Consider the following 23,455-nt stretch of genomic DNA (forward strand, 5'->3'; position numbering starts at 1 on the left):
ACCCCACCTCGGACCCGGCGTTCGCCACGACGGCGGCCGGAACGTCCGGTGCCGCTCCCCCCGGACAGGGGAAGATGGGACCGCGAGCGAAGTCCCGACCGACGTGGAGGAGTGGGCGCATGCAGCACGACCGAGCCGGGAAGCCGGCCGGCCCCGAGGACCTGATCAACGTCGCAAGGCTGGTGACGGCGTACTACGCCCTGCACCCGGACCCGGCCGAGCCGGCCCAGCGCGTGGCCTTCGGCACGTCCGGGCACCGGGGCTCGTCCCTGGCCACGGCGTTCAACGAGGACCACATCGCCGCCACCAGCCAGGCCATCTGCGAGTACCGCTCCGCACAGGGCACCGAAGGACCGCTCTACCTGGGCGCCGACACCCACGCCCTGTCCGAGCCCGCGAGGACCACCGCACTGGAGGTGTTCGCCGCCAACGACGTGACCGTCCTCGTCGACACCGCCGACGGCTACACCCCCACCCCCGCGGTCTCGCACGCCGTCCTCACCCACAACCGGGGCCGCGCCTCGGGCCTCGCCGACGGCGTGGTCGTCACCCCCTCGCACAACCCGCCCTCCGACGGCGGCTTCAAGTACAACCCGCCGAACGGCGGCCCGGCCGGTTCGGACGCCACCTCCTGGATCCAGGACCGCGCCAACGAGATCATCGCGGCCGGCCTGAAGGACGTACGGCGCATCCCCTACGCGCGGGCGCTCGCCGCCCCCGGCACCGGCCGCCACGACTTCCTCACCGCCTACGTCTCCGACCTGCCGAACGTCGTGGACCTCGACGCGATCCGCGCGGCCGGCGTGCGGATCGGCGCCGACCCGCTGGGCGGCGCCTCCGTCGCGTACTGGGGCCGGATCGCCGAGCAGCACCGCCTCGACCTGACCGTGGTCAATCCGCTCACCGACCCCACCTGGCGGTTCATGACGCTGGACTGGGACGGCAAGATCCGCATGGACTGCTCGTCGCCGTACGCGATGGCCTCCCTCATCGAGCGGCGCGACCGCTTCGACATCGCGACGGGCAACGACGCCGACGCCGACCGCCACGGCATCGTCACCCCGGACGCCGGGCTGATGAACCCCAACCACTACCTCGCCACCGCCATCTCCTACCTGTACGCCCACCGCGACCGGTGGCCGGCCGACGCGGGGGTGGGCAAGACCCTGGTGTCCTCCGGCATGATCGACCGGGTCGCCGCCGACCTCGGCCGCCGACTGGTCGAAGTCCCGGTCGGCTTCAAGTGGTTCGTGGACGGACTGCTCGACGGCTCGCTCGGCTTCGGCGGCGAGGAGTCCGCCGGGGCGTCGTTCCTGCGCCGGGACGGTTCGGTGTGGACCACGGACAAGGACGGCATCATCCTCGCGCTGCTCGCCTCCGAGATCGCCGCCGTCACCGGCAAGACCCCCTCCGAGCACTACGCGGCGCTCACCGCCCGCTTCGGCGAACCCGCCTACGCCCGCATCGACGCCCCCGCCACCCGCGAGGAGAAGGCCCGGCTGGCCAAGCTGTCCCCGGCCCGGATCACCGCCGACACCCTCGCCGGGGAGCCGGTCACCGCCGTACTCACCGAGGCACCGGGCAACGGCGCGGCCATCGGCGGCATCAAGGTCACCACCGAGAACGCCTGGTTCGCGGCCCGCCCCTCCGGCACCGAGGACGTATACAAGATCTACGGCGAGTCGTTCCTCGGCGCCGACCATCTGCGGCAGGTGCAGGAGGAGGCCAAGCAGGTCGTCCTCGGCGCACTGGCCGGCTGACACCCGTGCCCGTCTCCCGGGCCGGCCGGCCCGGGAGACGGGCACGGGTCACGCGTGCGACGAACGCGTGGCACCACTGCCGCTCGTTGGTCCCAAGTGTTCTCCGATGTTTCCCGGATTTGGGGGTAGACGGGCTGGCGTAACGGTCAAGGCTCAGGAAGAGGGCGGATCGGATGGACGGGGCTGCCCAGAATGGGTACCAGCTGAGTGAAGAGCTGGTCAGGGTTTCGGCAGAGTACGAGGGCATCCCCGGCGACATCGCCCGGGGCCGGGAGCTGGCCCGGATGTTTCTGGCACGGGTACGGGCGGCCCACGGCTTCCCGGTGTCCGAGCGCGCGGTGGACCTGGTGCAACTGGTGGTCAGCGAGCTGCTGACGAACGCCTGCAAATACGCGCCCGGCCCCTCGCTGGTCGATCTGGAACTGGCCGAGGACCGGGTGGAGGTGACGGTGTGGGACAGCGAACCGGTGCTGCCGGTGGCCGAGACCGCGGACCCCGGGCGGGTCGGCCGGCACGGTCTTGAGATCGTCATGGCGGTCTGCCAGAGCTTCGAGGTGCACCGGGAACCGGTCGGCAAGCGCATGAGGGCCGCGGTCAGACTCGTCGACGACGCGAACGGCACGGCCTTCGCCAACCCGGCCTGACCACGCCGGGACAACGCGTACGACGAGACCGCGCACGGGGACGGCCGGGCCCCGCGCCACCTCCTACCGACCGATGTGACGCCGGTCCCCGGCCCGGAGCCGGTAGAGCACCGAGCGCCGCAGCGGACCCTCGGCAACACCCGGGTCGTCGAAGTCGTCGGCCGGGTCGTGGGTCATGCCGAGCCGACGCATCACCGCCCGCGAGCGGAGATTGCCACGCGCCGTCACCGCGAGGACCTCCGCGAGACCGAGGTCCGAGAAGGCATGGGCCAGCACGGCGCGCCCGGCCTCGGTGGCATAGCCGTGTCCCCAGGCCGGGCGGGCCAGCCGCCAGCCCGCCTCCACCCCGCTGAACGGCATGCCGTCCTCCACGGGATCGAGCCCGGCGAACCCGATGAACTCACCGGTCGCGGCGACCTCCACCGCCCACCACCCCCAGCCCCGCCGGTCGAGATCGGCCTGGAAACGGGCCGCCGACGCCTCGCTCTGCTCCCGGGTCGGCACCCCGGGGAGGTACTCGCGGACCACCGGGTCGGCGTTCAGCGCCGCCCACGGGGCCAGGTCGGACGCCCGCCACCCCCGGAGCACCAGCCGATCGGTTCTGAGTTCGCTCATCGGGCGAACGTAGGCGGAACCGGACCGCGCAGCCACCGAATAAGAAGCGCCCGCGGGGCGCCGCGTCCGCGCCGGGCACGCTCACTCCCCCCTTCGGCCCTGCGGGGCGGTTGATCCCCGTCGGCTGAGGGAACCTGGCGGGACGGACGGCATCGGAAGGCTGTGAGGGTCGTGACATCACGCTGGGCGGGCCACGGGGAGGGCGGCGAACCGGGGCACGACAGGGCGGACGGCGCCCCGGAGCCCGACATCGCCCCCGCCGTCCTGCGCGCGCTCGGCGCAGGCGTACTCACCCTCGGCCCGTCCGCCAGGATCACCTCGGTCAACCCCTGGGCCGAACGGCTCCTGGGACGCTCCGAACAGGAGATGCTCGGTCACGACGCGCACGACCTCCTGCACCGCTACGCCGACGGCAGCCCCGTGCCGCGCGAGCAGTGCGCGCTGCGCAACCCCCTGCACGGGGTGCCGGCCGAGGAGGGCAGCGACGAGTACTTCCAGCGGTCCGACGGCACCACGGTCCCCATCATCTGGGCGGTCACCCCGCTCGTCCGCGAGGGCAGGCAGGAGGGGCTGGTCCTCGTCTTCCACGACTTCAGCCTGCACCGCAGCGCCGCCGAGGAGACCGAGGCACGCACCAGCGCCCTGGAGAACCTCACCGCCCAGCTGCACCTGGTCGCCGAGATCTCCACGGTGCTGGTCCCCACCGAGCGCACCTCCACCACGCTGCGCCGCCTGCTGCGGCTGCTGGTGCCGGAACTGGGCCAGTGGGCGGCGGTCGACGTCCACCCCGGCGAGTCGGACGTACTGGAACGGGTCGCCGTCCGCAGCAGCACGCACCCGCACCGGGCGGAACGGCTGCGCGGGCCGGTGACCTCGCTCCCGGACCCGGCCCGCGCCGCGCTGACCCTGCTGATCAACGGCGAACGGCCCGTCCGGCTGAACGTCGAGGCGCTGCTCCGGGACCCGGAGAATCCGCTCGCCGCCACCCACCGGGTGCTGTTCGAACGACTCGGCGGGCACGCGGCCGTGGCCGTCCCGCTCAGGACCCGGCAGCGCTCCTACGGGGTGCTGACCGTCGCACGCACCGGAGACCACCCCGCCCACACCGACGCCGAGGTGGCCCTGCTGGTGGACATCGGACGCCGGGTCGGACTGGTCCTGGACAACGCCCGGCTCTACCACGAGCAGCAGAACGTCGCCGAGACCATGCAGCGCCAGTTGCTCACCCCGCTCCCGCAGGTCGACCACCTGCGCATGGCCGCCCGCTACTGGCCCGCCGAGAGCGCCATGGAGGTCGGCGGCGACTGGTACGACGCCTTCCTGCTCGGCGACGGCGTACTGGCCCTGGTCATCGGGGACGTGGTCGGGCACGATCTGCACGCCGCCGCCCACATGGCCGAGGTCCGCAACATGCTGCGGGCCCTGGCCTGGGACCACCAGGAGCCGCCCAGCGTGATCATGCGCCGTCTCGACGAGGCCGTGACCAACACCAGCGACGCGCCGATGGCCACCCTCGTCTTCGCCCGCGTCGAAGGCCCCGAGGGCGGTCCCTGGCGGCTCCAGTGGGTCAACGCCGGCCACCCGCCGCCCCTGCTGATCACGCGGGACGGCGAGACCCGCTTCCTGGAGGGCGGCCACGGCCCGCTCATCGGCATGAGCGCCACCCTGCGCCTCGGCCTCGACTGGCCCGACACCCGTGAGGAACTCCCGCCGGAGAGCACCCTCCTGCTCTACACCGACGGTCTGGTGGAGAACCGCGAGTGCCCCATCGACCAGGGCATGGACCAGCTCCGCCACCACGCGGGCGTACTGGTCCGCCGGCCCGGGAGGTGGCGCATCGACGACTTCTGCGACGAACTGCTCGCCCGGATCGCGCCCCGCGGCGACGACGTGGCCCTGCTCGTCCTGCGCCTGCCCGCCGCAGGCGTCGGCGCCCCGGGCGACACCGCACCGCCGCCACCGTCCCAGTCCCCGCACAGCCAGGCCACCCCCGACCGGGCGGCCCCCGGCTCCCGGCGCCAGGAGCCGGAGGTGGCGGATCCGACACAGGCCGCCCCGCCGGAGTAGTCGACGCGTACGCGTACGCGTCCGCCGCGGGCCGGACGCGCGTTCACCCGGCTGAGCGCCTTGAGTGGTGCCGGACGAACGGCTGGCTGACGGTGATTCACGTCGGGGCCGGGTCATCTCAGCTGACGAAGCACCAGCTGCCCGGTCGTGACGGAAGGAACCCGAAGATGCGTTCTGCTCGCACGCTTTTGACCACGGCGGCGGCCTCGGCCGTACTCGTCCTCGGCGCCGCCGGCGCCCACGCGGCCGGGAACGACTGGAACCACGACGACTCTTCCTACAGCAAGGAGCACAACGGCGGAGGCAAGTACGACGCGCCGCGCGGCGGAATGCACACGGGCGGCGGTGCGCTGGCCGCGGTGAGCGAGGGCGACTGGGACGGCGGCGGCCGTGAGTCCAAGCAGGACTCCGGGAGCCACCAGCGCGACGGCGGCGAGAAGTCCTGGGGCGGCGACCACGAGAAGCCGCGCGGCGGGATGCACACCGGAGGCGGCGCGCTGGACACGCCGACCACGACCGCGGGCGGGCTGGCCGTCCTGGCCGTCGCCGGGACCGGTCTGTACGCCGTCCGGCGCAAGAAGTCGGCTCGCGCAGGGGCGTGAGCCGTGCCGGGCGCGATAGCAGCCGGGCCGCCACCCAGGAACCGCGGGGCGGCCCGGCTCGCCGCCACCACCGTGTCCGCCCTGCCGCCGTGCCCCAGTGAGGTGGTCCCCGATGGCACTCCCCCCTTCCTCCCCCGACGACGCGACGGCACCGGCCGGCCCGGCGTCCCGTTCGGGCACGACGCTGCTGTGCGCCGTGGCCCTGCTGGTCCTGGCGGTGAGCCTGATCGGCGGCAACCACACGTCGGCCGGCTCCTCCCGCCCCGCGCCGCCCGCACAACCCGCCTCGTCGGCGCCGGCCGGCGCAGGCCACGCGGGGCAGCCCCTGCCGCGGTCGAAACCGGTGCGCCTGCTGATCCCCGAGATCTCCGTCGACGCCCCCTTCACCGACCTCGCCATCGGCGCGGACGGGCGGCTGGAGCCCCCGCCGGCCGCCGACACCAACCTCGTGGGCTGGTACGCCAAGGGCGCCTCCCCCGGCGAGAAGGGCACCTCGATCATCGCCGGGCACGTGGACACGAAGACCTCCGCCGCCGTCTTCGCCCGCCTCGACCGGCTGAACGAGGGAGACACCTTCCACGTCGAGCGGGCCGACGGACGCAAGGCGTCCTTCGTGGTCGACAGCCTGGAGACCTTCGGGAAGGACGGCTTCCCCAGCGAGCGCGTGTACGGGGACACGGACCGGGCCGAGGTACGGCTCATCACCTGCGCGGGCGACTACGACCGCAAGGCCAAGGACTACACGGACAACCTGGTCGTCTTCGCGCACCTGACCTGAACCCGCGGACGGCTCGGCACGGCGCGCTCACCCGCGCAGTGCATACGGGTCGCGCGCCGTCGGGGCCGGGCACAGGATCGAGGCACGCTGGCGTCGCATCACCGCGGCCGACGTTCACTCCCGCCCCCGCGAAGGAGATGTGCGCAGGATGACCACCACGCCCACCCCCGCTTCCGAACCGCTGGCGCGACAGGTGTCGCACCAGGTCTCCCAGTCCGTGTTCGACGGCTCCCGGCTCCGGGTCGTCCTGCTGGTGGAGGTCTACGACGGGGCCCAGCAGCAGTTCCTGGAGACGTACGAGCACCTGCGCAGCCATGTCGAGTCCGTTCCCGGGCACATCGGTGAGCAACTGTGCCAGTCCATCGAGAACCCCTCCCAGTGGCTCATCACCAGCGAGTGGGAGAGCGCCCCGCCGTTCCTGAACTGGGTCAGCAGCGAAGAGCACGTACGGATGGTCGAGCCGCTGCACAGGTGCGTCCGGGACACCAGGTCGCTCCGCTTCCACGTCGTGCGCGAGACCGGCCGTCCGGCGTCCGGCGGCGAGCGCGAACGGAGCGCGACGCGGGCGGCCCCCCGGATCGGTGACGGCGTGATCCGGCACGCGCTCACCTTCACGGTCGAGCCGGGCAGCGAGAAGGCGGTCGCCGAGCTGCTCGCCGACTACGCCTCGCCCGAACCGCGGGTCGACGACACCACGCGGCTGTGCCGTACGTCCCTGTTCCTGCACGGCAACCGGGTGGTGCGGGCCATCGAGGTGCGCGGCGACCTGCTCGCGGCCCTGCGGCACGTGGCCGAACAGCCCGAGGTGCGGGCCGTGGAGGAGGCCCTCAACCCGTATCTGGAGCAGGACCGGGACCTCGGCGACCCGGAGTCCGCCCGGGTGTTCTACACGCGGGCCGCGCTGCCCGCCGTACACCATGTGACGGCGGGGGAGCGGGACCCGGCGGCGCGGCGGCACGCCCTGTTGTACCCGGCGCGGCCGGGCCGCGGGATGCGGCTGGCCCGGCTCCTCGCCGAGCGCGACGAGGCGGCTGCGGACGATCCGCGCGGCCCGGTCCTGTGCAGCACGATCTTCCAGCGCGACGACATCGTGGTGCGACTGGTCGACGTACGGGGCGATCTCGACGCCGGCGACCCGGCGGTGTCCCTCGGTCTCGCCGACGCCGGACAGGTGGCCGAACTGACGACGCTCCTGGACGGCCCCGCCGGCGCCGCACCGGCGGGCGGCCGACTCGCCCGCGCCCTCCAGGACGCCCGCATGGACCTCGTCACCGACCGGCGCGCGCCCGACGCCTGACCGGTCCGTTCACTCGGGGACCGTGCAGTCGAAGGCGTGCAGGTAGGGGTTGACCGGGCGGATGTCGCCGATGACGAGGCCCGCGTCGGTCAGCCGGCCGGTCATGCTGTCGGTGGTGTGCTTCGCGCCGCCGACGTTGAGGAGCAGCAGCAGGTCCATCGCCGTGCTGAACCGCATCGAGGGCGTGTCGTCGACGAGGTTCTCGACGACCACGACCCGCGCCCCGGGGCCGCCGGCCTCCATGACGTTGCGCAGGGCGCGGGCGGTGCTGTCGTCGTCCCACTCCAGGATGTTCTTGATGATGTAGACATCGGCCCGGACCGGAACGGCGGTGCGGCAGTCGCCCGGCACGATGCGCACCCGGTCCGCGAGTGCTCCCGCCCCGCGCAGCCGGGGGTCGGCGTTCTCCACGACGCGCGGCAGGTCGAGCAGTGTGCCGCGCATGGCGGGGTACTTCTCCAGCAGGCTCGCCACCACATGCCCCTGGCCGCCGCCGATGTCCGCGACCGACGTGCTCCCCGACAGGTCGAGGAACGCCGCGACATCCTGGGCCGACTGCCGGCTGGACGTCGTCATGGCGCGGTTGAAGACCTCGGCCGACTGGGGGGCGTCCTCGTTGAGGTAGGTGAAGAACTCCTTGCCGTACAGGTCCTCGACGACGTTGCGGCCGGTGCGGACCGCCTCGTCCAGTCGGGGCCACGCGTCCCAGGTCCACGGTTCGGTGCACCACAGGGTGATGTCGCGCAGGCTGTGCGGGTCGTCCTCGCGCAGCAGCCGGGACATGTCGGTGTGCGCGAACGTCCCGTCCTCGCGCTCGGCGAAGACGCCGTAGCAGGCCAGGGCGCGCAGCAGCCGGCGCAGCGGCCTGGGCTCGGTCTTCACCGCGGCGGCGAGGTCCTCCACGGCCAGGGGGGTGTCGCCGAGGGCGTCGGCGACACCGAGCCGGGCGGCCGCGCGGAGGGCGGCGGCGCATGCCGCCCCGAAGGCGAGTTCCCGCAGCCGCATGGGCGGGGGAGGGGCAGTCTGTGCGGTCGTCATGTGCCGCTTTCCTTCCTGCTTCGGTCCACGGGTGGCCACGGGCTCAGCACAGTCCCGCGGGCCTGGAGGCCCCGCAGGTGTTGTTCTGGAAGGTGTTGCTCCTGGCGGTCTCACCGGTCTCGGTGTTGACGAGGTCGGCCGGGGAGTTGTCGCGCAGCCTGTTGCCGGTGACCTCGTTCTTCTCGCCCGTGACACCCACGAAGCTCTTGAACAGGACGATGCCGCCCGACAGCGGGGAGGTGCCGGAGTTGCCCTCGACCGTGTTGTCCGCGACCAGGACCCTCTCGGTGCCGGTCAGGACGATGCCGGAGCCCTGGAGCGCGTCCAGCCGGTCGGTCTTCGGGCAGGACTTGTTGTTGCCCACGACGTGGTTGTCGCGTACGACCAGATCGCCGGCCCTGGGCCTGTTCTCGTCGCCGACGACGAACACGCCCGCGCAGTTGCCGGTGACGTGGTTGCCCGCGACGGCGAGGTTGCGCAGGCGGCGTACGGTGACGCCGATCCTGTTGCCCTCGACCCGGTTGTGCGCGACGACCGTGCCGCGGGTGTCCGCGGCGCCCTGCTCGGCGTCGACGGTGTTGGCGAGGAAGATCCCGGCGTCGCCGTTGTCGCGGGCGGTGTTGCCCCGGATGACGCCGTGGACCGACCGCTCCTGGGCGATGCCCCAGACGCCGTTCCCGACCGCCGTCACATTGCGCACGGTCAGTCCGTCGGTGTCCACGGAGAACACGCCGGTGCGGGTGAATCCGGTCACCGTCAGGTCGGCGACGGTGACGCCCTTGACGTGCTCGTCCTTCGTGCCGGTCACGCAGATGCCGTTGCCGCCCTCGGCGCAGGTGTCGCCGGCCGCCTTCGCGGTGCCCGGCGTGAGGACCGTGTCCCGGCCCGTGCCGCGCAGGGTGAGGCCGGGGGTGCTCACCCTGACGCTCTCGCGGTAGGTGCCGGGCGTCACGAGCACGGTGTCGCCAGGCCTGGCGGCGTCCACCGCCTTCTGGATCGACTCCCCGGGGTGGACCACACGGGTCAGCGGGACGGAGGACGCCGGAGCCGCACCGAGTCCCGTCCCGATCATCGCTGCGGTGCACACCAGGTACACGACATGGCATTTCTTCATATTGTGAACGCTATGCCCGCGCTCTTGCGCCTCCGGCCGGATGAGCCATCCGACGGCGTGTCATGAACCCACGGTGAACCGGTCGTTCGCGGGCGGCGTCAGCCGCGCAGGGTGCGCACGGGCAGGACGGCCTGTGCCGCCGAGGTGAGCGTGTCCTGGTGGTTGGCGAAGGCGGCGACCGCCGCGCTGTCGCCGGGCTCGCCCCCGGACCAGGGACGCGTGGCGAAGACGAGGCACGCGTAGCCGCGCCGGTCGACCGCGGCCCGCCACTGCGGTGTGGGGGCGAACTGGGCGTTGATCCCCGGCATGGTGAGGGAGGCCGCGCCCGGCACGACGAGCAGACCGACCGGCAGATCGGGCAGGACCGTGGCGTCGAGGACACCCTCGCCCACGGGGAGCCCGGCACGGCGCAGCAGTTGCCCGACGGCGGCCGAGGTCGCCTCCGGGCCGCTCGCGCCGTCGCCGAGGGAGCAGGCGAGGAGGAAGGGGACGTCGCCTTCGGGGGTCTCACGGCTCCAGGACATGATGACGAGCGTGCCGAGGTCGGCGGTCCGCAGGGGGCGCGTGTCAGGAGAGATCGAGGTCACCGCGAAACCGTACGGGCGCGCCGGGACGCACCTGGCCGGCTCTCACTCGACTGGAGGACATCCCCGCGTTTCTTCACACGAACGAGGGGCGCGCCCGGTGCCGTGACAGCCGGCCTCGGAGGTCGTCGAAGTGCCGGTGCGTGGCGCCGGCCGCGCCGGTCGGCCGTGTCACGAGTGGTTCGCGTGCTCCGGGTGGTCCAAGGAGACGGTGGCCGGTGGAGCGCCCGGAACGTCACGTGCGGTAACTGTCTCCGTATGATCTGTAGACGAGACGCTCATCAGGGCGACGCGCGCGGCACGCACGGCCGCCGGGTCCGGACCGTCGCGGTGGCCCTGCTGGCCATGACCGCACTGGGGACGACCGCGGAGGCGGCGGCCTCGCCGGCCGTCCCGCAGCGCACCGACTGGGACGCCATCGCCGCCTGCGAGTCCAGCGGCAACTGGCAGGCGAACACCGGCAACGGGTACTACGGCGGACTGCAGTTCGCGCGGTCGAGCTGGATCGCGGCGGGCGGCCTCAAGTACGCCCCGCGCGCGGACCTCGCCACCCGCGCCGAGCAGATCGCCGTGGCCGAACGCCTGGCCCGCCTCCAGGGGATGTCCGCCTGGGGCTGCGCCTGACACCCGGGGGCTCCGCGCCCGTCCCCCGGACCCCGGACCCGGGGCGCGGGGCGCGGGGCCTAACCCTGGACGCGCCGCCCCGAGTAGGCCGACCAGCGGCCGTCGCGCCTGGCCACCGTGATGTCCCGGCCGAAGCAGACGGTCAGCAGGGGGTCGGTCAGGACGTCGTCCACGGGCCCGTGGGCCAGGGTGCGGCCCTCGCGCAGCAGCAGGGCGTGGCTGACGGCCGGGAACAGCTCCTCCAGATGATGGGTGACCGTCACGGTGGCCAACTGCGGGCGCCCTTCGGCCAGTTGGTGCATGGCCTCGACGAGGTCCTCGCGGGAGGGCAGGTCGAGGGCGTTGAACGGCTCGTCCAGGAGCAGCAGGACCGGATCGGCCATCAGCGCCCTGGCGATGAGGACGCGCGCCCGCTGACCGCCCGAGCAGACGCCGTACGGCCGGTCGGTCAGCTCCTTGACGCCGAGTTCGGTCAGCAGCTCGTGGGCGCGGAGCCGGACCTCGGCGTCGTACGTCCGCCACAAGGGCTGCACGGTGCCGCTGTGGCCGGTGAGCACGACCGCGTGGGCGGTGAGGTCCTGCGGCACCCGCTGGGCGGAGGTGACATGGCCGATGCGCGCCCGCAGTTCGCGGACGTCCACCCGGCCGAGCCGGCTGCCGAGGACCTCGACCGAGCCGGCCGTGGGGTGCATCAGGGCGCCGAGCAGCCGCAGCAGGGTGGTCTTTCCGGCGCCGTTGGCCCCCAGCAGGGCCCAGTGCTCGCCCGGCCGGACCGTCCAGTCGATGTCGTCGAGGATCACCTGGTCCGTCGTGTAGCGGCGGACGCTCACGTCCTGGAGCCGGACGACGGCCGCCTCGTTCTCGTCGGCCAGGGAGCTGGCTTTCTGTCCGGCCATGCCGTGACTCCTTCACGCGGGACACCGATCGTTCACCCCGAACGGTAGATGCATCCACCACGCGCCTGCCGGACCGTCCGGTTCCTGGACGCCCCCGGCCGGGCCGGGGCGGTGGCTCAGCCGGCCGGGACGGGCGGCGGGTCCCCCCTCCGGCGCACGGTCATCTGCAGGGTGCGGGGCCGGACCGTGGCGGCGGCGACGGGCCGTACCTCCTGCCCGGGTGCGAGTTCCAGCCGTACCCGCCGCACGATCGTGGCGACGGCGGTGACGAGTTCGGTGAGCGCGAACCGGTCGCCGATGCACTTGTGCTTGCCCGCGCCGAAGGGCAGGAACGCCCGCGTGGGCCGGGGCCGGCTGTCGTCCAGCCAGCGGTCGGGGTCGAAGGTCAGCGGGTCGGGGAACAGGACGGGGTCGCGGTGGAGGGCGTGCTGGCAGTAGGCGAGTTCGGTCCCGGCGGGCACCGTCCACGGACCGAGCCGGGTCTCGGTGACGGTGCGGCGGGTGACCAGCCACCCGGTGTGGTGCAGCCGCAGCGTCTCGTCGACGACCCGCCCCAGGTACGGCAGCCGGCCCAGGTCGTCGAAGGCCACCGGCCGGTCGCCGAGTACCTCGTCGAGTTCGGCCAGCACCCGCGCCTCGATCCCGGGGTCGCGGGCGAGTTCGTACAGCACCCAGGAGAGCACCGAGGCGGTGGTCTCGGTGCCGGCCACGGCCAGGGTGAGGATCTCGGAGGAGATCTGGTGCCCGGACAGGGGCCGGCCGGTCTCCTCGTCGACGGTGCGCAGGAGCAGGGACAGCATGTCGCCGGTGTCGTGGCCGGAGGCCCGGAGGTCGGTGACGGCCCGGTCGACGGTGGTCCGTACGGCGTCGCGCGCCGCGGTGAAGCGGCGGTTGACGGGCAGCGGCAGCCGCTCGATCCAGTCCGGCAGCATGACGCGGGCGCCGACGCCGTTCATCACGACCGACAGGTCCGCGCGCAGCCGGCGGAAGGCGGCGTCGTCGAGGCTGCCGGAGAACACGGTCTTGGCCAGCATGTTCAGGCTGAGCCCGACCATGGCCTCGCGCACGTCGAGGCCGCGGCCGGGAACCCAGCCGTCGACGGCGGCGTCCGTCTCGCCGCGCATGATGTCCACGTAGCGGGCGATCCGATCGCCGCCGAAGGCCGGCTGGAGCTGGCGTCGCCTGCGGACATGGCTCTGGCCGGACGCGGTGACGACGGAGTCGCCCAGCAACTGGCCCATCTTCTCGAAGAACCGGCCCTTGTCGAGGCTCGGTCCGAGGTCGGTGAGCATGGTCCGGACGAGGCCGGGGTCCTGGACGACGAGGGTCCGGGTGCCGGGCTGGAGGGTGATCTCGACGAGTGGTCCGTAGGTGGTGCGCAGTGCGGCGACGAAGCCGAGGTTGTCGCGCATGAGCTGTATCGCGTGACCCAGAAACGGCAGCGAGCCCGCTGCCCTGGGTATGGGGGGAGGCGCTACGAGCGTCACGAGGGCGTGTCCCTTCGAGTCGATCTTGGGCGCCTCCATGGCTTCCCTCATCGCTCACGGGCGCAATCCGCGCGACGGCGTGGTGTACGCCACGTGCCCCGCGGGCGCCGGCACGGTGTGGGAGGGCGGGCGGCAGGGCAGACTCCGCTTTCGGCCGCCTCCCGGACGGCGCCCGCGTTCCTGGACCCGTCGCCTAGCGCAGGACCAGTTGTACGAGCGCCACGGTGCCGACCGTCACGATCAGCGTCCGCAGGACCACGGGGCTGAAGTGGCGGCCCACCCTGGCCCCGGTGTAGCCGCCGAGCGCCGAGCCGGCCGCGATGAGGGCGACGGCGGTCCAGTCGAAGTCGGCGGCGAAGAGGAAGAAGAGCGCCGCGACGGTGTTGACGACGGCGGACAGGACGTTCTTGACGGCGTTGAGGCGTTGCAGTGACTCGTCCAGGAGCACGCCCATCAGCGACAGGTAGATGATCCCCTGCGCGGCGGAGAAGTAGCCGCCGTAGACGCCGGCGAGCGTGAGGCCGGCGAACAGCAGGGGGCCGCCGTCACGCCGGGGCGAGGTGCCGGTGCGCTCGCGGTGGCGCCGTACCAGCCTGCCGAGCCGGGGCTGCAGCGCCACCAGGACCAGGGCCAGACCCACCAGGGCGGGCACGATCGTCTCGAACGCCTCGGCCGGCAGCGACAGCAGCAGCGTGGCGCCGGTGAGGCCGCCCAGCAGTGAGCCGACACTCAGTTTCAGAACGCGCCGGCGCTGGCCGCTCAGCTCCGCGCGGTAGCCGACGGCCCCGCTGACGGAGCCGGGGACGAGGCCGAGCGCGTTGGAGACGGTGGCGGTGACCGGCGACAGACCCGCTGCCAGCAGCACGGGGAAGGTGATCAGCGTCCCGGAGCCGACGACGCTGTTGATGGCGCCGGCCCCGACGCCCGCCGCGAACACCGCGGCCATGGCCTCCGGCGTCATCCGGCGCCGTCCCCCGCCGAGCCCGCACTCGGCCGGAAGGTGTCTTGTGCATCCATCACGAGGCCGACTGTACCCATCGTGGCAAAGGGCACCCCGAGTGGTCGCCAACCGGTCCTGGATGTGCGCTTCTTGACGTAAATTCACCTGATCATGCGGTGATACGATCACCGCGTTTGCGGAGCGGGCGGATGGGTGAAAGAGGGCATCCCCGACTTCAGGGACACCCGCGCGGCTACCCCGGTGCGGGCGGTCCCCCGCCCGCGAAGACGGGAATTCAGCAAGCCGGCCTTCAGTCGCCTGAAGAGAGTCTTATGACGGAATACACAGGAAACCCATTGCTCTGGGTCGCCCTGGTCGCCCTGGTCGCCGCCGCCGTGCTCATCAGCCGCCAGCGCAGGGCGGCGCGAGCGTTGCGGCGGCAGGTCCAGGGCCTGAAGGATCATTACACCGAGCTGGAGAACAATTACGGAAAGTCCGTGCTGGCGGCTCAGGAGCGGGCCGAGGACGAGACGAAGACCGTCCTGAAGTCCGCCATGCGCACCCTCCAGGGACTCGCCGCCGAACAGCAGTTGGTGCTCTCCCGGCTGCAGAACAAGTACGGCGACTCCTCCCTCTTGCAGGATCTGCTGGAGATCGACCACACCAACTCGCAGTTCGGCCGCCGTGCCCAGTCCATCGCCGTGCTGTGCGACGGCTGGCTGGGCGGCCGGCGCGACACCGCCTCGGTGTACGACGTGGTCCGCAGCGCGCAGGGCCGTATCCGGCACTTCCGCCGGGTGGAGATCCTCTCCCAGGTCGACTTCGGCATCACCAGCCGGGCCGTCGAACCCGTCGCCCTCGCCCTGGCCGAGCTGCTCGACAACGCGACGAGCTACTCCAGTCCGGACACCGTCGTCGAGATCAACATCCGGACCGTGCCCAAGGGCATCTGCGTCGTCGTCGACGACGCCGGTGTCGGCATGAGCGACGAGGAGCGCACCCGCGCCGACAAGCTGCTCGCCACCGAGCGGGCCTCGGGCGTGGCGGGGCTCGGCAATCCGCCGCAGTTCGGCTTCGCGGTCATCGGCCTGCTGTGCGAGCGCTTCGGCTTCGAGGTGTCGGTGGACTCCTCCTCCCCCTACGGAGGGGTACGGGCGGTGGTCCTGCTGCCGCACGAACTGCTCACCGGCATGCCGGAGCGCAAGGCGCCCGCACCCGCCGCCCGCGGCACGGCCCGCCCGGCCCCGGACGGCGGACCGGAGACCGCGCTCTCCTCCGCCGAGACCGGCGACGGCCTGCCCCGGCGGCGCCGCAAGCGGCCGATGGCCATCGTGCCCGGCAGCGCGTCCACCCCGCGCCAAACGAGCCGTTCCGACTCCGAACAGGCACAGATCATGGGTGCCTTCCAGCGGGGAACGCAGTCCGGCCGGGTCACCGAACCACAGGACACCGACCGGACGAGCAGAACACCTGGTAGCAGCGAAGGACATGAGGTCTCGTGAACGACGATCTGTCATGGATGCTCGACAGCGCACTGGAGATTCCCGGCGCCCTGCACGCGGTCCTGATATCCGCCGACGGTCTGCTGATGGCCCGGACGCAGGACTTCGACAAGGACGACGCCGACCGGGTCGCCGCCGCGATGAGCGGCGTGCAGTCACTCAGCCGGACGCTCGCCTTCTTCTGTGAGGACCCGAACCAGGCCTGGCGGCAGACCCTGGTCGAGTTCGACGGCGGCTGGGTCTTCCTGATCTCCGCCGGCGAGGGCGCCTACCTGGGCGTCTCCGCGTCCCCGGAGGTCGACATGGCGGACATCACCTTCCGGATGCAGCAGCTCGTCGCCCAGCTCGGCAAGCGGCTGACGACACCGCCGCGCGAGAACCTCGGCGCCCGCTCATGACCGGCCGCGACGGCTGGGAGCCAGAGGCCGCCGAATTAGTACGGCCGTACGTCATCACCAAGGGCCGCGGCCTGCCCGACGAGGACGACCTCTCGCTCATCACCCTGGTCACCGCGTCCACCGAGGACGCGCGGCGGCCGAGCCGGCTGTCCCCGGAGGAGCAGAGCCTGCTCGACCTCTGCTCGGCCGGCTACCTCTCGGTCGCCGAGATCGCCGGACACACCCACTTCCCGCTGGGCGTGGTGCGGATCCTGCTGGCATCCCTCATGGAAGGCGGCTATCTCATGACCCGCCCGCCGGTGGCCCGCGCCCGCCTGGCCGACAGGGAAATCCTTGAGGAGGTGCTCAATGGCCTCCGCGCCAAGTTTGGATGAGCAGGACTACGTGCGCGGCGGGGCGACCCAGACCGCGGTGAAGATCCTCGTCGTCGGGCACTTCGCGGTGGGCAAGACCACCCTCATCGGCTCCATCTCCGAGATCGAGCCGCTGTCCACCGAGGAGACGATGACGCAGGCCGCCGAGTCGGTCGACGACCTCAAGGGGGTCCAGGGCAAGACCACCACCACGGTCGCCATGGACTTCGGCCGGCTGACCATCAGCGACCGCGTCGTGCTCTACCTGTTCGGGACACCCGGTCAGCAGCGCTTCGTGCAGATGTGGGAGGACATGGCCCGCGGCGCGCTCGGCGCCCTGGTGCTGGTCGACCCCGACCGGCTGGCGGACTCCTTCCCCGTGATCGACCTCATCGAGCACTACGGGCTCGACTACGCCATCGCCGTCAACCACTTCGACGGCGTGCCGCTGCGCGACGAGCGGGCGCTGCGCGAGGCGCTCGACCTGCTCGACGACACCCCAGTCATCACCTGCGACGCCCGCGACGAGAAGTCCTCGGCCGCCGCACTGACCACCCTCGTCCGCTACTTGCTGGACCGCACCCGCTAGGAGCTGGGAGCAGACATGAACGCTCACGACACCGCCCCGGTGCCACCGCCAGGGTGCCCGGCCCATGGCTCCGGCGCCCGTGTGCCCCTGCACGGACCGGAGTTCGCCGCCCATCCGCAGGCGTACTACGAATACCTGCGCCACTACGGTGCCGCGGCGCCCGTCGAACTGGCCCCCGGGGTCGAGGCGACGCTGGTCACGGACTACGCCGCGGCGCTCCAACTGCTCCAGGACTCCGGGTCCTTCCGCAAGGACGCGCGTCGCTGGCGGGCCTTCAACGAGGGCAAGGTGGGTCCGGACAGCCCGGTCGCGCCCCTGCTGGCCTACCGGCCCAACTGCATGTTCGCCGACGGCGCCGACCACCTCAGACTGCGGCAGGCGGTCACCGACAGCATGGCGCGGGTGGACACCCGCCGGCTGAGCCGGAGCACCGAGCAGATATCCGGCTACCTCATCTCCCAGTTCGGCGGCCGGGGCTCGGCGGACCTGCTCGGCGACTACGCCAAGCAACTGCCGCTGTTCGTGTTCAACGAACTCTTCGGCTGCCCCGCCGACATCGGCGACCGGGTGCTGTTCGGCATCTCCGGCATGTTCGACGGCGTCAACGCCGACAAGGCCACCGCGGTGCTCTTCCAGGCCGTGGGCGAGCTGGTCGCGCTCAAGCGCGGCAAGCCCGGTGACGACGTCACCTCCTGGCTGATGCGGCACGAGGCGAGGCTCACCGACGAGGAGATGGTCCACCAGCTCGCGCTGCTGCTGGGCGCGGGCGCCGAACCGCTGCGCAACCTCCTCGGCAACACCCTGCACCGGCTGCTGACCCACGAGCGGTACGCCCGCGAGGGCGGTCTGATCGACGAGGCCCTCGACGACACGCTGTGGGAGAACCCGCCCATGGCGAACTACGCGCCGCACTATCCGGCCGCCGACACGGAACTCGCCGGACAGCAACTCCAGGCGGGCGACCTGGTCCTGGTCAGCTTCGCCGCGGCCAACACCGGTCCCGCCCTCAAGGCCTCGCGGCAGGCGGGCAGCAACCGCGCGCACCTCGCCTGGAGCGCGGGGCCGCACGCCTGCCCGTCCAAGGAACCGGCCCGGCACATCACGGTCACGGCCATCGAGCACCTGTTCAACGAGCTGCCCGACGTCGAACTCGCCGTCCCCGAGGACAGCCTGACGTGGCGTCCGGGCCCCTTCAACCGCGCCCTGGCCACCCTCCCGGCCCGTTTCACCCCGGTGCGTCCCGGCCGGCGCTCCGAACCGCGGCCGGCGAACGCGGCGGCCGAGCAGGAGAGGGCGGTTGGTGCGGCCCGCCCCGCCGAACGCAACGGCATGTGGAGCCAGTTCCTCAACTGGCTCACGCGGTGATCTGCGCAACACCTCCTGATCCGCCCCTTTCGCATAAAGGCTGAACGGCGCGGGTAGTGAGCAACGCGGCATTCAAGTTGCTTACGAGTAGAAGGAGGTGTCGTGGACCACATATCCACGAACGCCGCTTTCCCGCCGCCGAAACCCCCGATACCCGCCCCACCGGGCGGGTATCGCGCTGTGCGGCTCCGACCGGGGACGGGCCGGTGACCCCCCGACCGACGGGCGCCGGCCCCCTGGACACCCCGACGCTCGGCTCGCTGACGAGCGGTCAGTTGCGAAGACTCGGCGCGGTGGCCGGCCTCGGCGAGCGCGACGCCGAGAGCTACGCGCGGGTGCTGACCGACTCGCTCGGCCCGGTGGCGGACCGGCCGCTGAGCCTGCCACCGCCCGCCCCCACCTTCCTGTCCGACGACCACACGCCCGTGGAGTACTCGCTCTCCTTCCAGCCGGACGCGGCCCCCTGCCTGCGGGTGCTCCTGGAACCGGGCTGCGGCGCAGACAGCCCGGCCGCCAACGGCCGCGCCGGACTCGAGACCGTCCGGGACATGGGGCGGCGCTGGCACTTCGGCACCAACGTCCTCGACGAACTGGAGGACCTGTTCCTGCCGCCCTCTCCGCAGGGCCCGTTCGCCCTGTGGTGCGCCCTGGAGCTGAGACCGGGCGGCGTGCCCGGGGTCAAGGTCTATCTGAACCCGGCGGCCCATGGGGAGGAACGTTCCGCCGCGACGGTGCGCGAGGCCCTGCGCCGGCTCGGCCACCGGAAGGCCTACGCCGGACTGCCCCGGGGCGGCGGACACCCCTTCCTCGCGCTGGACCTCGGGGACTGGGCACACCCCCGGGCGAAGGTCTACGTGCGGCACGACAACCTCACGGCCGGCCGGGCGGGGCGCCTGTCCCGGATGGACCCGGGGCCCAGTCCCGCGGCGATCGAGGCGTTCTTCCGCACGGCCGCCGGCCTCGGCCCCGACGCCGCCGGGCTGGGCGGGCGGCCGGGCCTGTCCTGCCACTCCTTCACCGACACCGGCACGGCGCGGCCGAGCGGATTCACCCTCCACATCCCGGTCAGGGACTACGTCCGGCACGACGCGGAGGCCCTGGTGCGGACGCAGAGCGTGCTGCGCCACCACGGCATGGACGCCTCGGCGCTCGTGCGCGCGCTGTCCGCCGTCACCGACCGGCGGCCCGAGGAGGGGGTGGGACTGATCGCCTACCTGGCGCTGGCCCATCAGCAGGGCCGGCCGCCGCGGGTGACGGCGTACCTGTCCGCCGAGGCGTACGCCGTCGGGCCGCCGGCCGAGGGAGCCGTCCGCCGTCCGGCGGCGGTGCGCTGAGCGGGGCGTTCGGAGCCGGCGGGGCCCCGGTGGAGTCACCGGGAGCCCCCGGGCGCGGTCGTGGCCGGGCGTCGCCGAGGGCGGCGCCCGGCACGCCGGCTACACGGGCAGCGACTCCTGGAACTCCGCCAGATACGGGCCCACGTCGACCTGGATCGAGGCGCCCTGCGTTTGGCCGTAGCGTTCGGCGATGGCGGCGAGGTACGTGCCGATCTCCTCGCGCATCCGGTCAGGCGCGGGCAGCGCGGCCCCGCCCTCGATGATCCGCGTCACCCACCTCGCCTGGGCCTCCACCAGCCGGGTGATCGAGCCCACCGGCCGGACGAGTCCGACGAAGTACAGGCCGGGCCGGCCGGGCGGGACGATCCGTCGGTACAGCTCGACCGAACCGTCCGCGCCCACCGGGCAGCCGGCGGGCAGGAACGGGAAGGTCATGCGGAAGCCGGTGCAGTAGACCACGGCGTCCGCCGGCACCGAGGTGCCGTCGGTGAAGACGACCTGGTCGCCGTCGAACGAGGCGATCGCGGGCTTCGGGGTCACTGCCCCGTGCCGGATCCGGCTGAGGATCTCGTCCGAGAGGGTCACGGCGGAGGAGAAGACCGGGTGGTCGGGCTCGGGCAGGCCGTAGTCCGCGAGCCTGCCGCGGGCGACGAGCAGGGCCTGCTCGACCCACTGGCGCCGCTCGGCGAAGGACATCTCGTTCCACCACGGCGCTTCGGCGATCTCGTCGACCGACATCCCGAAGAGCTGCTTGGGCACGACGTGCAGCCCCCGGCGCACCGACAGCACGGTCTGCGCGGCGTGCCGGGAGAGGTCCGCCGCGATGTCCACCGCCGACGCGCCGAGACCGACCACGACGACGCGCCGACCGGCGAAGTCACTGCCGTCCTGGTAGTCGAGGGAGTGAAGAATCGTTCCGCCGAAGGAGTCGGCGCCCACCGGGAGCGGGTCGGGCAGTGCCGGGTCGGTGTGGTGCCCCGAGGCGACGACCACCTGCTCGAACCGCCGCGAGGCCACCGCGCCGTCCGCCCCCCGGCTGGTGACCGTCCACAGGCCGTCCCCGTCCTGGCGCACGGACAGCACCTCGGTCCGCAGCTCGACGTGGTCGAGGAGCCCGGCCCACTCGGCGAAGGAACGCAGATAGGCGGCGAACTGACTGTGCCGGGGATAGAGCGGATACGAGGACGGCATCGGGAAGTCGGCGTAACCGGTCAGCTGCTTGGCGGTGTTGAGATGCAGGGACCGATAGCCGGGACCGCGCTCACCGGCCCCCGGCCGGCGCCAGATGCCGCCAACGTCGGGCGCCCGGTCCAGGCAGACGAACCCGATGCCGCGGTCCTTGAGACAGTGGGCCACCGCCAGCCCGGACAGACCTGCACCGATCACACACACACGCACGGGATTCCCCCCAGGATGTACTCAACCTCCCCCGATCATGCGTTTACTGCCCATCCGTATCACTGCGCACACCGGAACGAGAGACGAACGCACGTGTCCGTCCTCACGTTTCACGCACCGCGCAGATCCCTGACCCGGCGGATCTTGCCGAGCGAGCGCTCCAGGGTCTCCGGATCGACGACCTCCACCTCCACGGTGACGCCCACGCCGTCCTTGACCCCCCGGCCGATCGTCCGGGCGGCGGCCTCGCGCAGCGCGGAACCGGCGTCGGGACGGGCCTCGACCCGCACGACCATGTGGTCCATGCGGCCGCGCTCGGTGAGCCGGATCTGGAAGTGCGGGGCGACGCCGGGCGTGCGCAGTACGATCTCCTCGATCTGGGTGGGGAAGACGTTCACTCCACGCAGGATGATCATGTCGTCGCAGCGGCCGGTGACCTTCTGCATCCGGCGGAAGGCGGGCCGGGCGGTGCCCGGCAGCAGCCGGGAGAGGTCGCGGGTGCGGTAACGGACGACGGGGAGCGCCTCCTTGGTGAGGGAGGTGAAGACCACCTCGCCCTCCTCGCCGTCGGGCAGCACCTCGTCCGTGAGCGGGTCGACCACCTCGGGGTAGAAGTGGTCCTCCCACACATGCAGTCCGTCCTTGGTCTCCACGCACTCCTGCGCCACGCCGGGACCGATCACCTCGGACAGGCCGTAGATGTCGACGGCGTGGATGCCCACGCGCTCCTCGATCTCGCGGCGCATCTCCTCCGTCCACGGCTCGGCCCCGAAGATGCCGACCTCCAGGGAAGTGGCACGCGGATCGATGCCCTGCCTCTCGAACTCGTCGAGCAGGGTGAGCATGTAGGACGGGGTGACCATGATGATCTCGGGGCGGAAGTCCTGGATGATCTGCACCTGCCGCGCCGTCATGCCGCCGGAGGCCGGGATCACCGTGCACCCCGCGCGCTCGGCGCCGTAGTGCGCGCCGAGGCCTCCGGTGAACAGGCCGTATCCGTAGGAGATGTGCACCTTGTGACCGGGGCGGCCGCCCGCGGCACGGATCGAACGGGCGACAACGTCCGCCCACACGGACAGGTCGTTGTCCGTGTAACCGACCACGGTGGCACGGCCGGTGGTGCCGCTGGAGGCGTGGACGCGCCGTACGTCGGCCATCGGGACGGCGAACATGCCGAAGGGGTAGGTGTCCCGCAGATCGGCCTTGGTGGTGAACGGGAACCGGGACAGGTCCGCCAGTTCGCGGCAGTCGTCGGGCTTCACCCCGGCCGCGTCGAACTTCCTCCGGTACAGCTCCACGTTCTCGTAGGCGTGCCGCAGCGTGGCGCGCAACCGGTCGAGCTGAAGCTCGGCGAGCTGCTCCCGGGACAGGCGTTCGGCGTCGTCCAGCAGGTCGTGGGGGAGGGGCTCGCCCCTTCGGGGCGCCGGGGCCACCCCGGTCGTCGGCTCACTGCTCATCGCGACTCCTTCGTCGTCGTGCCCGGCGTCTCGCGCGCCCCGGCGTCCCGTACGGTGCGGCTGCGTCCGCGGAACTCCGCGATCACGTCCTCACCGCGCCGCACGCTCACGTCGTAGACGCCGCTGCGGCCGAACCGGGCCCGCTCCTCGGCGCGGGCCACGAGCACGTCGCCCTCGTGGGCCGGGGCGACGAACACGACATCGGCGCCGGCCGCGACGGTCACGGGACCACGGCTGTTGCAGGCGACGGCGAAGGCGGTGTCGGCGAGCAGGAACAGAAAGCCGCCGTGGGCGATCCGGTGTCCGTTCACCATCGCGGCGGTCACGGCCATCCGCAGTACGGCGGTCCCCTCGCCGTGCTCGACCAGCTCGATGCCCAGTCGTCGGGAGGCCTCGTCCGCGCGGAACATCACCTCCGCGGGCGTCGGCCCAGTGGCCTGCGACACCTGTTCCACCACCTCGTGTACCGGCTCGTGTACCGACCGACCATTCGGTTCGCGTGCGGCACGGCTCAGTAATCCAGCCACCCGGTCGCCCTGTCAAGAGTGTGCGCGGGGCGTGGTCCGGGTCTTGCCCGGCACCCGGAAACCCGTCACACTGATACCGAACGAAT

Annotated in this window: 23 protein-coding genes; 13 read left to right on the forward strand and 10 right to left on the reverse strand. The window is 72.4% G+C overall.

Annotation, left to right across the window (positions count from 1 at the left end; genetic code table 11):
- Positions 1-119: 119 nt before the first annotated feature.
- A complete protein-coding gene (gene pgm / locus AC4IHM_RS31000; protein ID WP_490870279.1) occupies positions 120-1,760 on the forward strand; it encodes a phosphoglucomutase (alpha-D-glucose-1,6-bisphosphate-dependent) in 1,641 nt (546 codons plus the stop codon).
- A gap of 173 nt (positions 1,761-1,933) precedes the next feature.
- Positions 1,934-2,404, forward strand: coding sequence for an ATP-binding protein (locus AC4IHM_RS31005; protein WP_490870280.1), 471 nt, complete (start codon positions 1,934-1,936; stop codon positions 2,402-2,404).
- A gap of 63 nt (positions 2,405-2,467) precedes the next feature.
- Here AC4IHM_RS31005 and AC4IHM_RS31010 read toward each other — a convergent pair whose 3' ends face one another.
- Positions 2,468-3,019, reverse strand: coding sequence for a GNAT family N-acetyltransferase (locus AC4IHM_RS31010; protein ID WP_490870281.1), 552 nt, complete (start codon positions 3,017-3,019; stop codon positions 2,468-2,470).
- Between the two features lie 171 nt (positions 3,020-3,190).
- Between AC4IHM_RS31010 and AC4IHM_RS31015 the strand changes: the two genes are divergently transcribed.
- The 4 genes from AC4IHM_RS31015 (at position 3,191) to AC4IHM_RS31030 (ending at position 7,763) form a co-directional block, all read left to right on the forward strand.
- Entirely contained in the window at positions 3,191-5,086 is a 1,896-nt protein-coding gene (locus tag AC4IHM_RS31015) for a PP2C family protein-serine/threonine phosphatase (RefSeq protein ID WP_490870282.1), read from the forward strand.
- A 167-nt stretch (positions 5,087-5,253) separates the two neighbouring features.
- Positions 5,254-5,688: a hypothetical protein gene (locus AC4IHM_RS31020; protein ID WP_490870283.1), complete on the forward strand. Its 435-nt coding sequence runs from the start codon at positions 5,254-5,256 to the stop codon at positions 5,686-5,688.
- Positions 5,689-5,800: 112 nt separating this feature from the next.
- The gene (locus AC4IHM_RS31025) at positions 5,801-6,466 is read left to right on the forward strand and encodes a class F sortase (RefSeq protein WP_490870284.1); all 666 of its coding nucleotides are present in this window, start codon (positions 5,801-5,803) and stop codon (positions 6,464-6,466) included.
- 148 nt (positions 6,467-6,614) lie between these two features.
- On the forward strand, positions 6,615-7,763 hold the full coding sequence (locus AC4IHM_RS31030) for a SchA/CurD-like domain-containing protein (protein WP_490870285.1): 1,149 nt from the start codon (positions 6,615-6,617) through the stop codon (positions 7,761-7,763).
- Between the two features lie 9 nt (positions 7,764-7,772).
- Here the strand turns inward: AC4IHM_RS31030 and AC4IHM_RS31035 are convergent, their stop codons facing one another.
- From AC4IHM_RS31035 to AC4IHM_RS31045, 3 genes are all read right to left on the reverse strand, one after another.
- Positions 7,773-8,801 carry a methyltransferase gene (locus tag AC4IHM_RS31035; protein WP_490870286.1) on the reverse strand — a complete coding sequence of 343 codons (1,029 nt, stop codon included), beginning with the start codon at positions 8,799-8,801 and terminating at the stop codon, positions 7,773-7,775.
- Between the two features lie 43 nt (positions 8,802-8,844).
- Positions 8,845-9,915, reverse strand: a complete 1,071-nt coding sequence (locus AC4IHM_RS31040; protein ID WP_490870287.1) for a right-handed parallel beta-helix repeat-containing protein — start codon at positions 9,913-9,915, stop codon at positions 8,845-8,847.
- Positions 9,916-10,013: 98 nt separating this feature from the next.
- Entirely contained in the window at positions 10,014-10,502 is a 489-nt protein-coding gene (locus AC4IHM_RS31045; protein WP_490870288.1) for a DUF5949 family protein, read from the reverse strand.
- Positions 10,503-10,844: 342 nt separating this feature from the next.
- On the opposite strand from AC4IHM_RS31045, the gene AC4IHM_RS31050 reads away from it, so the two are divergent.
- Positions 10,845-11,123 (forward strand): transglycosylase family protein, encoded by a 279-nt coding sequence (locus tag AC4IHM_RS31050; protein ID WP_490870992.1) that lies wholly within the window; start codon positions 10,845-10,847, stop codon positions 11,121-11,123.
- 59 nt (positions 11,124-11,182) lie between these two features.
- Here AC4IHM_RS31050 and AC4IHM_RS31055 read toward each other — a convergent pair whose 3' ends face one another.
- The 3 genes from AC4IHM_RS31055 to AC4IHM_RS31065 form a co-directional block, all read right to left on the reverse strand.
- Positions 11,183-12,019: an ABC transporter ATP-binding protein gene (locus AC4IHM_RS31055; RefSeq protein ID WP_490870289.1), complete on the reverse strand. Its 837-nt coding sequence runs from the start codon at positions 12,017-12,019 to the stop codon at positions 11,183-11,185.
- Between the two features lie 116 nt (positions 12,020-12,135).
- A complete protein-coding gene (locus tag AC4IHM_RS31060) occupies positions 12,136-13,557 on the reverse strand; it encodes a cytochrome P450 (RefSeq protein ID WP_490870290.1) in 1,422 nt (473 codons plus the stop codon).
- Positions 13,558-13,699: 142 nt separating this feature from the next.
- On the reverse strand, positions 13,700-14,467 hold the full coding sequence (locus AC4IHM_RS31065; RefSeq protein WP_490870291.1) for a sulfite exporter TauE/SafE family protein: 768 nt from the start codon (positions 14,465-14,467) through the stop codon (positions 13,700-13,702).
- Positions 14,468-14,778: 311 nt separating this feature from the next.
- Here AC4IHM_RS31065 and AC4IHM_RS31070 point away from each other — a divergent pair, with 311 nt between their 5' ends.
- The 6 genes from AC4IHM_RS31070 to AC4IHM_RS31095 all read left to right on the forward strand — a co-directional run bounded on the left by AC4IHM_RS31070 (position 14,779) and on the right by AC4IHM_RS31095 (position 19,987).
- Positions 14,779-15,948 carry an ATP-binding protein gene (locus tag AC4IHM_RS31070; protein WP_490870292.1) on the forward strand — a complete coding sequence of 390 codons (1,170 nt, stop codon included), beginning with the start codon at positions 14,779-14,781 and terminating at the stop codon, positions 15,946-15,948.
- Positions 15,945-16,346, forward strand: coding sequence for a roadblock/LC7 domain-containing protein (locus AC4IHM_RS31075; protein WP_490870293.1), 402 nt, complete (start codon positions 15,945-15,947; stop codon positions 16,344-16,346). The genes AC4IHM_RS31070 and AC4IHM_RS31075 overlap by 4 nt, the downstream gene beginning before the upstream one ends.
- Complete coding sequence (locus tag AC4IHM_RS31080; protein WP_490870294.1) at positions 16,343-16,720, forward strand: DUF742 domain-containing protein; 378 nt, start codon at positions 16,343-16,345, stop codon at positions 16,718-16,720. The genes AC4IHM_RS31075 and AC4IHM_RS31080 overlap by 4 nt, the downstream gene beginning before the upstream one ends.
- A complete protein-coding gene (locus tag AC4IHM_RS31085) occupies positions 16,695-17,288 on the forward strand; it encodes a GTP-binding protein (RefSeq protein ID WP_490870295.1) in 594 nt (197 codons plus the stop codon). The genes AC4IHM_RS31080 and AC4IHM_RS31085 overlap by 26 nt, the downstream gene beginning before the upstream one ends.
- Positions 17,289-17,303: 15 nt before the next feature.
- Positions 17,304-18,653 carry a cytochrome P450 gene (locus AC4IHM_RS31090; protein ID WP_490870296.1) on the forward strand — a complete coding sequence of 450 codons (1,350 nt, stop codon included), beginning with the start codon at positions 17,304-17,306 and terminating at the stop codon, positions 18,651-18,653.
- 206 nt (positions 18,654-18,859) lie between these two features.
- Positions 18,860-19,987 (forward strand): tryptophan dimethylallyltransferase family protein, encoded by a 1,128-nt coding sequence (locus AC4IHM_RS31095; protein WP_490870297.1) that lies wholly within the window; start codon positions 18,860-18,862, stop codon positions 19,985-19,987.
- A 99-nt stretch (positions 19,988-20,086) separates the two neighbouring features.
- On the opposite strand, the gene AC4IHM_RS31100 is transcribed toward AC4IHM_RS31095, so the two are convergent.
- The 3 genes from AC4IHM_RS31100 to paaI form a co-directional block, all read right to left on the reverse strand.
- On the reverse strand, positions 20,087-21,385 hold the full coding sequence (locus AC4IHM_RS31100; protein WP_490870298.1) for a flavin-containing monooxygenase: 1,299 nt from the start codon (positions 21,383-21,385) through the stop codon (positions 20,087-20,089).
- Between the two features lie 110 nt (positions 21,386-21,495).
- On the reverse strand, positions 21,496-22,842 hold the full coding sequence (gene paaK, locus AC4IHM_RS31105; protein WP_490870299.1) for a phenylacetate--CoA ligase PaaK: 1,347 nt from the start codon (positions 22,840-22,842) through the stop codon (positions 21,496-21,498).
- The gene (gene paaI / locus AC4IHM_RS31110; RefSeq protein ID WP_490870300.1) at positions 22,839-23,288 is read right to left on the reverse strand and encodes a hydroxyphenylacetyl-CoA thioesterase PaaI; all 450 of its coding nucleotides are present in this window, start codon (positions 23,286-23,288) and stop codon (positions 22,839-22,841) included. Before paaI ends, paaK begins: the two co-directional genes overlap by 4 nt.
- Positions 23,289-23,455: the final 167 nt, after the last annotated feature.

The sequence above is a fragment of the Streptomyces sp. SL06 genome, assembly GCF_058244745.1.